Here is a 13513-nt window from a genome sequence, read left to right on the forward strand (position 1 = left end):
ATTGAAACTTTAGAACCGTACTGTACCTAATTTATAAAATAAGGTATCTCGATCATGCCCAATAAACATCGCATTCCCTATTTTTCGCTTATCACTATCGCGATCATCGTTGCTATCACGGTAGCCGTTATTCTGTGGTTCAGACCTGATCAAAGTGATGCCGATGTCGCAGCCGACACCTCAGTGACAGTCGATAACGGATCTAGCAACGCAATGACAGATATGTCTGATCCTTATAAAGGACTAGAGGTCTCATCGACGCAGAACAATACTGAATTTACCACTGGTTTAGAGCGGCTGCCATCCTCATTACAGGGGACACAAGTTGATGGTGAGATTATCATCGATGAAAACAAACAGTTGGTTGTCACCGAAGGGTTACGGCGCTTGTTTGACTACTTTTTATCGGCGCTAGGAGAGGAGGATGAGGCGACTATTCTTGCACGTGTGGAGAGTTACATCCGTCATCACACCCCAGAACCTGCTGCCAGCCAAGCCATTGCAATCTTTAATCAATACGTCATCTACCTAAAACAGCTGTCAAAAATAGAAGCGAGCTACGGTAATTTACAATTGCAAGCCACCCAAGATGGCAAACTTGATCTCAATATGATTGCCCAGCGTCGCCAAGATATTACCAAAGCTCGCCAGCAAAATTTTGATCAGGCAACGATTACTGCGTTTTTTGGCTCAGACGATACTTATGATGACTATAGTATTAGTATGCTCACTATTGAGCAGGATGGGCAGCTCTCTAGCACCCAAAAGGCCGCCGCAAGACAAGACTACATCAGCCGTATGTCTGATAATGCTATCAAAGCAAACATCGAGCAGCAAGCTAACTTAAACGAGCTGATAACCCGCACTGAGCAGATGAAAGCACAAGGCGCTAGTGCTGAAGCTTTATATAATATGCGCCGTAAGTTAGTTGGCGAGGCCGCTGCTGGCAGGTTAGCGACTGTCGATGTCGAGGATGCCAACTTCGATCAGCGCTTTGATCAGTATCAAGCCCAAAAGCAAGGCATACTGACACAAAATTCTGACAACGCACAAGCTCGAGCGCAGATTACGCAGTTAGAGCAGCAGCTATTTAATGATGCTGAGCGTAAGCGCTTAGAGGCTTATGGCGCTATGCAAGCAGACAAGTAATAACTCTCCTAATCTCCCTACAAAAAAGCCAAATAAGGGATAGCAATAACTCAGAAATAAAGCTACTGTATTAAATGCTAAATATTAAGTAGCACAAAGCTATGCCTTTGACGTCAATAAGGCATCAGTGACATAGCTTTTGGTAAAGATGGATCTAACTTAATGATTAATTTAATCCCCTCAGGAGCTCTTATGAAGAACATAACCAAAGTATTAATGACAGGTATTGTAATGGCAAGTTTACTGGTAGGTTGTCAGTCGCTTACCAAACAGCCGACTCAGCAGCCAGACATAACGGGTACAGATGTCATATAAGATGATAAATGGCTTAATTGTAAGGCCAGATGACTGTTAAATCAGATAGTGGTTAATAGCTACAATCACTAAAAAATCTTAGGCTTTGCCAATAAGAACCTCATTTTAATAAATGGGGTTTTTATGCAAATGATAAATAATTATTAAACCACCTTACTCTTAATTTTTTAAGTTATTGATTTCAATGATGTTATAAATTAGAGATTTGTTTTAAACCGATTTTAGACTACTAAAATTAAAGGTTATTTTAAGTTGAGAGTGGCGTCAAACAGTTAGCAGGTAATGCTATGAGTAGCAAGAGGTAATAGCAAAACACCTATAGGTCAGAACAATGTATGAATAAAGCATATACACAAGGCTGCATGACAATAATGATTAGCCAGTCCATAATAGCGGCATTGTTTAACAGACATACACATTCAATTTAATTGTCTTTTAATAATTAGAGGGTTTTATATGAAAAACGTGACCAAAGTTATGATGGCTAGTGTATTGGCAGTAGGGACGCTGGCAGGTTGTCAGACAAGCCCAACGGTGACTGCACCAGTGACTCAACCTATCACAGTTAACACGCTACAATCTTATGATTGGCAATTGGTTGATGCTAAGCGCGCTAACGGACAAAAAGTAGCTCAGTTATTCTTTGATCCAGCTAAGCCATTAACACTAAAATTCTTTAAAGATAGTGGCAATGACCGTGTTACTTTTGCCAATACTTGTAATAATATGGGCGCTAGCTACACTGTCGTAAATGGCAATGTCGTGTTGGGTAATGTCTTGTCTACTATGATGGCATGCCCTGAGCCACAAGCAAGTTTTGATACCGCTACTATGGCGACTGTTCAAGGTAAATATAGCTTCAGTACTGGCGCTAACAATGTGCCTACGCTAACCATCAGCAATGCTAATCAAGTTGCACAGTTTAAAGCAGTTAACAAATAAGCTGACCGTATTTTTTATTTAGCTTAATACTGTTTTAGTATAAGACTGTTTATAAATGCCTTACTAATTAGTGAGGCATTTTTTTATTCAAAATTTGCTGACTTTTAGGCTACACTAGGCTTTACCAATAATGCGCTCGTAAATAAAACCTGAACGCATGTTGCTCATAAATTCTTGGCTTCACGAGATTTGACATGACTAATACTAGCCGCACAATCAATAGCTCGATAACACTGAGCGTAACGACAATAATCACTGTTCTGGCTCTAACAGGTTGTCAGACTATGACGACTGGTAAAGCCGTATCTAACAATAGTATGACAAGCAATCCACTAACTGCGCAAATGCCAGTGATAGATCGCCAAGGGCGTATCGCTTATGTTGAGGAGCAAGGCGTTGGCGCAGCGAAGATTTCTACTCTTTACAGTATTAGTCCTGATGGTAGCGATAGACGACTGATCGATCAGCTCAATGGTTATATTTATGCGCCTGCGTGGTCAGCTGACGGTCAAAGGCTGGCTTATAGTAAACAGCCTGCGCGCCAATACCCTTTTATCTACATCTATGATCACAGTAAGCAAACTCGTCGATTAATAGTCGATGCTCATGGCAGTAATTTATCACCTAGCTTTTCACCCGATGGACAGCGATTACTTTATAGCTCATCAGTCGGTGGTAATGCGGATATTTATGAGCGCTCGCTAACGACTGGCATAACCAAGCAGCTGACGACACTATCCAGCACAGAGGTGCAGCCAAGCTATGCGCCCGATGGACAGAGCTTTGTCTATGTCAGTGACAAAGTACGCGCGGGGCGACCTAGCATCTATCGTTATACCTTTGCAACTGGCAATGCCGCACTACTATCAGCAAATGGCTATGCCGCCAGTCCTCAGTTAAGTCTAGACGGTCAGCTTATAAGCTACCTTAATGGTCGTCAAGCTGCCGTTATGACTTTGCGTAATAAACAAGTTGTTTATCTAGCGGAAACTGGTCTCGATGAGCCAGCACGCTTTTCACCGAGCGCTCAGTATGTGGTCTACGCTATGCAAAATAGCAAAATAAATGGACAGACGGGTAGTAGCTTAGTAGTACGCTCTTTGGCTAGTGGCAGTAGCTATATTATTAGTAGCAAACTTGGCAATAGTCAATCTCATAGCTTGGTACGTTCGCCCGTATGGGGACGTTAAAAACAAATCTTTTGAATATAACTAGCTGCGATTGATAAGTATTATTGAATTATTTTCGCTATAATCACTAACTAAGAAACATAAGTTGATTTTATTCAGTGTAAAATCACCACTCAAAATATCTTATAACTTATAGAGTCAGGTGACAAAAAGAGAATACACAATGCAAGAGTCTTTCTTAATTTTTATGACCAAAATCAGTCTATATCCGACTTTCGTTTTTACGGGTTTAGTAATGTTTGTCACCTTATATTGGCTGGTATCCTTGCTCGGCATGGCAGATATGGACGCGGTAGACTTAGGTAATGTGGGGGGCGATGCTGGCGCAGATGTGAGTAACAATAGTGGTGATATATCCTCAGCGGGCGTTTTTTCTGGTCTGCTGCTCAAATTCGGTCTCTATGGCGTACCGCTAATCATCATACTTAGCTTAGTCAGCTTGATCGGTTGGCTACTCAGCTATCTATATACTAGCCTATTACATCAGTATTTTGATTCAGGCATCTTGTACTATGTCTTTGGTACAGGGGCATTAATACTAGTACTCGTCGTCTCCATGTGGCTAACGGGCGTTATTATCTCACCTATCCGCAAAAAATTTGCCAAGATTCCTAAGCGCATTGCTGCAAATAATATTGGCAAAATCGCTATTGTGCGCACCTTGTCAGTGACAGATATTCATGGTGAAGCGGAACTAAACGATGGCGGCGCAGGACTCATCCTTAGAATCCGGCCAGATATCAGTAGTGATAAACAACCCCTGCAGCAAGGCGATAAGGTAGTATTAGTAGAGTACTTAGATGAATCCAACGCCTACCGCGTTACTGCGGTTAAAGACTGATTATATGAATAAAAGCACGCAATCTATTGATCTATCTGTCTATCTACTTATAGGCAAATAAGCAAATAAATAATTAGTAATCTTAAATTTAGTTTGACGGTTTAACTTAAAGGAATAGTTATGGACACACTTATTATCGTTGGCGTCATAGTGGTGCTGGCGTTTGGCTTTCTTATGGTCATGCTTTTGATGCTCAAAGCGTTTTATTATAAGGTTGAGCAGGGCACAGCACTGATCATCAACGGCGTGAGCAAGATTGACGTACGTTTTGATGGCGGTATTATTTGGCCGATCATCAATAAAAAAGAATTAATGCGTATCTCGTTGATCACCTTAGAAGTCGATCGCCGTGGTAAAGAAGGTCTTATTTGCGCCGATAATATGCGTGCTGATATCACTGTCGCCTTTTACTTGCGAGTCAATGAGACCGAAGAAGATGTGTTAAAGGTTGCCAAATCAGTTGGCGTTGAACGCGCCTCTGACAAAGTAGCCGTCAATGAGCTGTTCAATGCCAAGTTCTCAGAAGCCCTAAAAACCGTCGGCAAGCAGATTGATTTTGTCAAACTATTTGAGAACCGTAGCGAGTTTCGTGACAGTATCGTCAAGGAAATAGGCAATGATCTAAACGGTTATATCCTAGAAGATGTAGCGATTGATTATCTAGAGCAAACGCCAAAGGCATCGCTTGATTCGAGCAATATTTTAGATGCTGAGGGTATCAAAAAGATCACTCAGTTGACCGCTTTTCAAAACGTCATTACCAATGAGCTTGAGCGTGACGAAGAGCTTGCGGTTAAGAAGAAAAACGTTGAGACTGTCGAGGCAATGCTAGAGCTTGAGCGCCAACAAGCTGATGCCGAGGCCAAACAACATCGTGAAATATCATCAGTCATTGCCCGTGAAACTGCCGAAACGCGCAAGATTGAAGAAGAAGAGCGTAAAAAGTCTGAAACCGCCATTATCTCAGTTGAGCAAGATCTGGCTATTCAGCGTGAGAATCAGCAGCGTGAAATCGAAGTTGCTGGACAGAATCGTCTGCGTGCCGTGATCATTGAAGAAGAAAAAGTGACGCGCGCACAGGATTTAGAAATCGTCTCGCGTGAGCGTGAAGTCGATCTGCAACGTATCGAAGCAGAACGCGCTATTGAGCTTGAGAAAAAAGAAATCGCTAACGTCATTCGTGAGCGTATTGCTGTTGATAAAACGGTCGCGCAAGAAGAAGAGCGCATCAAAGAAGTTCGTGAAGTCAGTGAAGCGGATCGCTCGAAACAAACTCGTGTCTTAGCGGCTGAAGCAGACGCCGAAGAGATCAAAGTCCGTCAAGTCAAAAAGGCCGAAGCCGATGAGATGGCAGCTAAGCACAAAGCGGTCGAAATCACGACCCTTGCCAATGCTAATCTAGAAGCGTCAGCAAAAGAGTCAGAAGCTAAAGTGCGACTAGCTGAAGGTATTAAGGCTGAAGAGTCAGCACATGGTTTTGCTGAGGCGGCTATTCAAGAAGCTAAAGCATCTTCGCTTGAAAAAGAAGGCATTGCCAAAGCCAATGTTATAAAAGCCACAGGTCAAGCGCAAGCCCAGTCAGATCGCGAACGCGGTATGGCAGACGCTGAAGTTATCGCCGCTCGCGGTGAGTCAAACGCCAAGGCGCAAAGAGATATCGGCATGGCAGATTCTGAGGTCATCGCCGCTCGTGGTCAGTCCAACGCGCAAGCTGAGCGTGAAGTCGGTCTGGCTAAAGCCGAAGTTACTCGCGCCCATTTCCAAGCCGAAGCTGATGGTCTGGTTGAGAAATTCAATGCTATGGGTAGCATGAGTCCTGCAGCTCGCGAGCACGAAGAGTTCCGTATGGGACTTGAGACTGCACTACAAGAAGCAATGGCGTCTATCGAAGCTGGTAAAGAGATCGCTAAAGAGAATGCTGAAGTGTTAGCAGTAGCGCTACAAAAAGCCAAAATCGATATCGTTGGTGGTGAGGCGCACTTCTTTGATAACTTTGCCAAGTCACTATCTATCGGCAAAGCCATTGATGGCCTTGCAGGTAAGTCAGATACGCTAAGCGGTATTATTAATACCATGATGGCGAGTAAGTTAAGCAATCAGAGTAATCAGCATGCTAGTAGCAATAACGATAGCAAAGCAGATAACGTGTCTGCTGAGCATGATGATTAGTTTGTGGTGACGTAGGGTGCGTTGCACGCACCGATGGTTAACTAAAACCTTATTATCGGTGCGTGAAACGCACCCTACGGCTACTTTAATGTTCGTAAATGCTGCTATGTTTTAACTAAGTTGGCTAGTCTAAAAATATCAAACCACTTAACATTATTTTAGACTAGCTAATTTTAATCACTATTATTGAATTTTCTTATTGCCTAAAACTCTCTTATTGCCTAAAAACAGAAATGGACGACCACCAATGGCAGATACGCAAAACCCAACCGATTTAAGTAGCACTGGCAAACAAGACCAAGCGGACAAGGCCGTTGCTTCAGGCAATGCTTATGAGCTGATTAAAAAGCGCTTAACCGAGCAGGGCAGTCGCTTACAGACGCAAACAGCAACACTGAATAATGCGCGGCTTGAAGAGTTTGGTAGCACGCAAATGCAAGTCATTGCTCGCACGCGTATTCGTACTGAATACAACTGCGTCGCGCAAGATATGGTGCAAGTCGGCGAGTATCTGCTGTTTGGCTACAACGTGTTTATGGGGCTTAAGCGCGCCAGCAATATCAAAGATGTGCTCTCGCTATATCGCTTGCTTGAGCCAGCAGGTGGCGAAGAAGAGTATCAGCTCGAAGAAGTAGAGCTAAAAGATACTTTTTTAGATCAGACCGCCTTTGTACAAGACTTCAATGAGCTATATCGCTATTATAAACAAACCCGTCTGATTCAGATCACAGTCAAAGACAGCAAGCTGCTATTGGCGTTTCAGATCGGTGAGCGTATCACGGATATTCGGGTGTTTCGCTTTGCCTTAGACTTTAGTGAAGGCACGCCAGAGTCTGCACAAGTCGCTTACGTGGACAATCGCGGCGAGCGTGATATTGAGCTGCCACCCGCTTATGATTTTGAATGGATTGATACTACCCGCGAGCAGGTGGTCAACGGCAAGCACCCACATATGAATATCTTAGATACGGTATTTGTCGAGACTATCGGCGGTGATTTAACCATTAAGATCGAGGATAACACCCAATCAGGATTGGGGATCTACAAAGAATCGGTAACGGATACCACGCAGTCGCTGACCGACGCTCAGATCGCTTATGCCAAAGTGGGCAGCTTAATATTACTCAAAATACTGCCGTATCGAGAAACAGATTATCGCTATTTTGTCTATAACACTTTGACTGAGACCGTACTGCGCCTAGACGCTATCGGCCAGTCGTGTGTACAGCTGCCTGAGGATCACGGCATTATTTTCCCTGGTGGCTATTACTTACAAACGGGTGAGCATAAGCTGTTTGAGAGCCAAGAAGCTAGCGCTAAAGACTTGAAGTTTAAGCGCAAAATTGTCTCGCCTAATGGTGAGGATGTGTTGTATTTATTTTATGATATGGCGCTTGGGGTTACTGGATTATTCCCTTATAACTTAATCAAAAAACAATTGGCAAACCCAATTTATTGCAACGGCATGGCGCTGGCTGAGAACGGTCAATTGGTACTGTTTAGCGCCCAAACTGAGCCATCACGTATTCATCCGATGCAAATATGGCATACCCCTTATGCCTCAGATGAGTATATTAGCGAGCTACCCGAGAGCACCAACTTTTATGGCAAAATCGGTAATAAAGAGCTAGTACGCGGTATCTCAGATCTATATAGCATCACCCGCTTGATTGATAATCAAAGCGTCTCACAAAAGCTTTATGAAGAGCTTGCCGATAATACTAGCCGACTGTTTGACAGCTATTATTGGCTAAACGAGCCTGAGCTTGCCGAGGTCGCCAGCAGTATCAAAGAGGTCACAGCGACCGCTGAGCTGGTCATTGATGAATTTGCCAAAGTTCAAAGCGTCCAAAAGCAAACGCAGACCGCCTTAGCCGATGCCGAAACCAAGCAAAATGAGATTACTCGGCAGATTAAAATCACTACCTTTGAGTCTGCAAGCGACTATGTTGAGCAGTTATCAGCGCTTAGGCGACAAAAGGGTCATTTAGTCAGCTTAGAGAACTTACGTTATTTAGATAGTGATAAGTTGCAAGCGCTACAAGAGCAGCTTGAGAGCGCAGAGAGCGAGCTTGCTGAGCAAACCGTAAAATATCTTAGTGGCGATGATGCATTATCGAGTTACGAGGGTATTTTAGTCGATGTCAACGAGCGTTTGCAGACGAGCGAGACTAATTCTGAGCTCAAACCCGTGTTAGAGACTATCGATAATACCGCGCAAGGCTTAGATCTATTAACTGAGCTACTCGGCACGCTTGATGTCGCTGATGCGACGGTGCGTACTCAAATCATCGATGATATATCTGCTATCTACTCACGTCTCAATCAGACTAAAGCTAAGCTGAATCATAAGCGCAAAAACTTAGGCTCAGTCGAAGCTATTGCGCAGTTCGGCGCGCAGTTTAGGCTGTTTGGTCAGTCGATAGCCAATGCCTTATCTACCGCCAATACTCCTGAAAAATCAGATGAGCAAATGGCCAAGCTGCTGGTACAGTTAGAGGAGCTTGAAGGTCAATTTGCTGATCCAGAAACGGGCGGTGGTGATCAGTTTTTAGCAGATATCATCAGCAAACGCGAAGAGATTTATGAGACCTTTGAGAATCATAAACAGCAGCTGCTCGATGCGCGTAACCGCAAAGCTCAGAATTTAGGCGATGGCGCTCTGCGTATGCTAGAGAGCATAAAAAAGCGCACTCAAAGCACTGGAGTCACAGGCTTTAAAGATGAAGATGGCCTCAATACTTATTTTGCCGCCGATGGACTGGTACAAAAGGTACGCGCCATTGCTAAGAGCCTGCAAGAGATGGGTTTTAGTGTCAAAGCGGATGATATCGATGCGCGACTAAAAGCCATTCAAATTGAGAGCTACAAGAGTCTAAAAGATAAGTCAGACTTATTTGAAGATGGCGGTCAAATCATTAAGCTTGGCAAACACCGCTTTTCGGTCAATACTCAGCCATTGGATTTAACCCTGCTCAGTCGCCAGCAAACCAACGGCCAGCGTATTCTTAACCTACATTTAACGGGTACGGACTATTACGAAGTGCTCGATAACGCTGAGCTAAACGCATTACGTCCTTATTGGGATATGAATATCGCCTCCGAGTCCGAGCAAGTTTACCGCGCCGAGTACTTAGCTTATAGCATTATTGAAAGCGCCAAGAATAATAACGATGGCCTAACGGAAGCGCGACTTTATCAAGCTTATGACGAGACAGCGAATACTATAGATAGCAGTGGCGAGCTAGATGATGACAGTTCATTATCTAAGCTAGTAAAAGCCTATGCCACGCCGCGTTATCAGCTTGGCTATGAAAAGGGCATCCATGATCATGATGCCACCTTGCTGCTCATGCAGATATTGCCAACGCTACGCGAAGCGGGCTTGCTGATTTATACCCCGCAAGTACGTGCTTTAGCCCAGCTGTTTTACTGGCAGCTCAGGCTAGTACAAGCTTTAGGATTGCCTGCATTAAATCAATACAATTACAGCCAATGGCTAAATGAGCAGACATTGACGCGTATTAATAATTGGCTGGATCGCGCGATTACCGCTGAGCAGTTGCGTCGCAGCTTAGGTAGTGATACCGCCAAAGCCTTACTAATCGATGATATAAGTACAGTGATGAGCGACTTTGTGTCCGCTTATAATGATATTGATACTGATAGTAGTGATGACAGTAGTAACGATAGTAAAGGTGACGCAGACAGTAGTATATTCGCCCAAAGTCACGTACAGCTGGCTTGTGAATATTTGGTCAGCGTGATGGGTCAAGCCGCCGAGCATAATGCAGCCCAAGGAATACAGTGGCAAACCAGCCAAAAAGCCCAACAGCTATGTGAGCAGTTAAACAAAACGCTAAATAAAGCAGCAAGCAGTACTGTGAATAAAGGCAGTGCCAGCTTTGAGCAGTTGCAAACCTCAGTTGCCAAGTTAAGCTTCCAGCCTAAATCTGCTTATGAGTTACTAGCCACTTGGTTTAATGCGCTACTAGATAAAACCTATGGTAGCGAGGTGGCAGGCGAGTCAACCGCTGATAGCAACGTTGATGCTAATGTGGATAGTCAGGGCAACCCGCTCAGCGAAGCGCAAATCGCTACTATGGAGGAAGAGGAGGCACAGCGTAAGCAGCAGCTGGAGAGCGGTCGTCATTATATACCTGAAGCGATCAGCATGTTATTGACGCAGCTAACCGATAGCCAGCGCGAAACGCTTATGCAAGGGGTGCTGGATTCAGGTGCGAGCGCTAATAAAACCAATAAGCCTATAACTAGTGGCTTGTCTACCCAAGCTACTCAAACATCACTAACCAGCCTCAATAATCCACTCAATCAAGCGCAGAGCTTTGAGCGTAGCACAGGCAAGGTATCACTTGAGATAAAAGTAGATAATTTATTAGGTGAGCATGAGCGCATCCACAGCCAAACGCTCACCTTTGCGGTTGATGACTTCTTAAATCGCTTGCACTATCATGATGCACAGGTCATCCCTAGCTATAAGCGCTACTTGTCGTTACGCTCAGAGATATTAAATGACGCCAAAGAGACGCTAAGACTTAATGAATTCATGGCGCGTCCATTATCCTCGTTTGTGCGTAACCGCCTAATTAATGAGAGCTACCTACCATTGATAGGTGACAACCTCGCCAAGCAGATGGGCAGCGTCGGTGAGGATAAGCGTACCGACTTGATGGGTATCCTGATGATGATATCGCCACCAGGTTATGGTAAGACGACTTTGATGGAGTACGTGGCGAACCGTCTGGGCTTAATCTTTATGAAGATCAACTGTCCGTCATTAGGTCATGATGTAACCTCTCTAGACCCTGCCAAAGCGCCTAATGCTACCGCGCGTGAGGAGCTCAATAAAATTAACTTAGCCTTTGAGATGGGCAATAACGTCATGCTCTATCTTGATGATATCCAGCATACCCATGCCGAGTTTTTGCAGAAATTTATCTCACTAGGTGATGGTACGCGTCGTATCGATGGCGTCTGGCAAGGCAAGACTAAAACTTATGATATGCGCGGCAAAAAGTTCTGCGTCGTTATGGCGGGTAACCCGTACACTGAAAGCGGTGAAGCCTTTAAAGTTCCTGATATGCTCGCTAACCGTGCCGATATCTATAACTTAGGCGATATCATGAGCGGTATGGAAGAGGTGTTTGCCCTCAGTTATATCGAAAACTCGTTAACCTCAAATAGCGTACTTGCGCCCTTAGCTAATCGTGATTTAAGCGACGTACATCGCTTAATTAAAATGGCAAAAGCTGACAATACTAACCTCGCCCAAGCACAAAGTAGCGAGCTGAGCTATCCGTATAGCACCTCTGAGATCAATGAGATTATCGCCATCTTGCGCCATATGTTCACCGTGCAAGAAGTGATCCTCGATGTGAACCAAGCCTATATCGCCTCGGCATCACAAGATGATAGATATCGGGTTGAGCCGATATTTAAGTTGCAGGGCAGCTATCGTAATATGAATAAGATGACCGAAAAGCTATCAGCGGTCATGAACAAAGATGAGCTAAATCAGCTGATTGACGATCACTACCTAGGCGAGTCACAGCTCTTAACTCAAGGGGCTGAGAGCAACTTACTTAAGCTTGGCGAGATGCGTGGTGAGCTGGATGAGGCAGAAGCGGAACGTTGGGAGCAGATCAAAGCGGACTTCCTACGTAACAAAGCTATGGGCGGCGCAGACGGTGATGTTGGCGCGCGCATCGTGGCGCAACTGGTCGATGTGGTCGGTGGCTTTAAGACCATCAATAGCCAATTCGATCAATATCTCATTCAAAACGATCCAGAGCAACTGGCGCGTTTAAAAGAAGCGGAGCAGCAAGTGCGGATAACCGCACAGTTAGAAGCGCAAAAGTTGCTAGCTGATGATTGTGTCAAAAGTCTTGTTACTAGTTTTGTGGATAATGCCAATGTCGTGAGTCAAAGTATCGATAGCGGCTTTGAGCAGAGTTTAGATAAGCTCACTCAGATCTATCGTCACGATCATAAGATAGAGGGCGAGCACCTACAGCAAAACCAAGCGCTACAACAACAGCTGGTCATCAAGCTGATCACAGCGGTTGAGCAGCTGGCAGGGTCTATGTCAAAAAATATGGCGCAAAATATCGGCGATAGCTTATCAAAAAGTCTACTCGATAGCGGGGTGGCAAATACTACCAATCATACGACTGATACTGCACAGCAAACTGAGCTAATGGCAAATGCATTGAAGCAAGCATTAGCGCCACTAACCACGCGTATGGATGAGAAGCTGGCACTTGATACTAGTACAGAGCAGTCTGGTAAAATGATCGTAGAGTGCTTAAATCGACTGAACACTATCTTTGATGAGCATAACCAATAAATAATTTATTAAGAGAAAATCATGGCGCAAAAAAAGAAGAATGTCCGCAAAAAAGAATGTCCCGTCTGCGAGCGCGAGTTTAGCTGGACGAAAAAGTTGGATAAAAACTGGGAAAGCATGGTTTATTGTTCAGACCAATGCCGAAGGGTTAAGAAATATGAAGGTTTAGAGCATCAAAAATAATGCAAAAAATTGAGTTTGAAATTTATGGTCGGTTGTAGGCTGGGTTTTTAACCCAGCATTTTATGTCTCGGTAACAAAATTTTTGCAATTGACGAGTAGGGTGCGCCCCGCGCACCAGTTTAGAAAGCCATCCTATTAACACAATATTAGCCTTCTAAATAACTATGAAAATAATAAAAGGGAACGTCATGGCACATAAAAAGGTTGATCTACCTACCAAAATCTGCCCGGTTTGCCAGCGTCCCTTTACTTGGCGTAAGAAGTGGGAGAAGGATTGGGAGCAAGTGATTTATTGTTCTGAGCGTTGTCGGCGGGCTAAATTAAAAAATGATTAGCGCAAAATAAAAACATTCAGCC

At 44.1% G+C, this 13513-nt stretch carries 9 protein-coding genes; all 9 read left to right on the forward strand.

Translation table 11 applies throughout. The features are described 5' to 3' along the window. Nucleotides 1-54: 54 nt before the first annotated feature. Nucleotides 55-1149: a lipase secretion chaperone gene (locus tag ACR63T_RS02605; protein ID WP_472784679.1), complete on the forward strand. Its 1095-nt coding sequence runs from the start codon at nucleotides 55-57 to the stop codon at nucleotides 1147-1149. Between the two features lie 192 nt (nucleotides 1150-1341). Next, on the forward strand, nucleotides 1342-1464 hold the full coding sequence (locus ACR63T_RS02610) for a hypothetical protein (RefSeq protein ID WP_305899603.1): 123 nt from the start codon (nucleotides 1342-1344) through the stop codon (nucleotides 1462-1464). Nucleotides 1465-1920: 456 nt separating this feature from the next. Further along, nucleotides 1921-2406, forward strand: a complete 486-nt coding sequence (locus tag ACR63T_RS02615) for an META domain-containing protein (RefSeq protein ID WP_472784680.1) — start codon at nucleotides 1921-1923, stop codon at nucleotides 2404-2406. A gap of 194 nt (nucleotides 2407-2600) precedes the next feature. After that, the gene (locus ACR63T_RS02620; protein ID WP_472784681.1) at nucleotides 2601-3596 is read left to right on the forward strand and encodes a Xaa-Pro aminopeptidase; all 996 of its coding nucleotides are present in this window, start codon (nucleotides 2601-2603) and stop codon (nucleotides 3594-3596) included. A 163-nt stretch (nucleotides 3597-3759) separates the two neighbouring features. Then, nucleotides 3760-4437, forward strand: coding sequence for a hypothetical protein (locus ACR63T_RS02625; RefSeq protein ID WP_472784682.1), 678 nt, complete (start codon nucleotides 3760-3762; stop codon nucleotides 4435-4437). A 120-nt stretch (nucleotides 4438-4557) separates the two neighbouring features. Continuing rightward, nucleotides 4558-6606, forward strand: a complete 2049-nt coding sequence (locus tag ACR63T_RS02630) for a hypothetical protein (protein ID WP_472784683.1) — start codon at nucleotides 4558-4560, stop codon at nucleotides 6604-6606. 247 nt (nucleotides 6607-6853) lie between these two features. Then, on the forward strand, nucleotides 6854-12973 hold the full coding sequence (locus ACR63T_RS02635; protein WP_472784684.1) for a DNA repair ATPase: 6120 nt from the start codon (nucleotides 6854-6856) through the stop codon (nucleotides 12971-12973). Between the two features lie 21 nt (nucleotides 12974-12994). Then, on the forward strand, nucleotides 12995-13156 hold the full coding sequence (locus ACR63T_RS02640) for a DUF2256 domain-containing protein (protein WP_472784685.1): 162 nt from the start codon (nucleotides 12995-12997) through the stop codon (nucleotides 13154-13156). 188 nt (nucleotides 13157-13344) lie between these two features. Next, entirely contained in the window at nucleotides 13345-13491 is a 147-nt protein-coding gene (locus ACR63T_RS02645; RefSeq protein WP_472784686.1) for a DUF2256 domain-containing protein, read from the forward strand. Nucleotides 13492-13513 lie beyond the last annotated feature (22 nt).

The sequence above is a fragment of the Psychrobacter sp. M17(2026) genome (assembly GCF_055699815.1).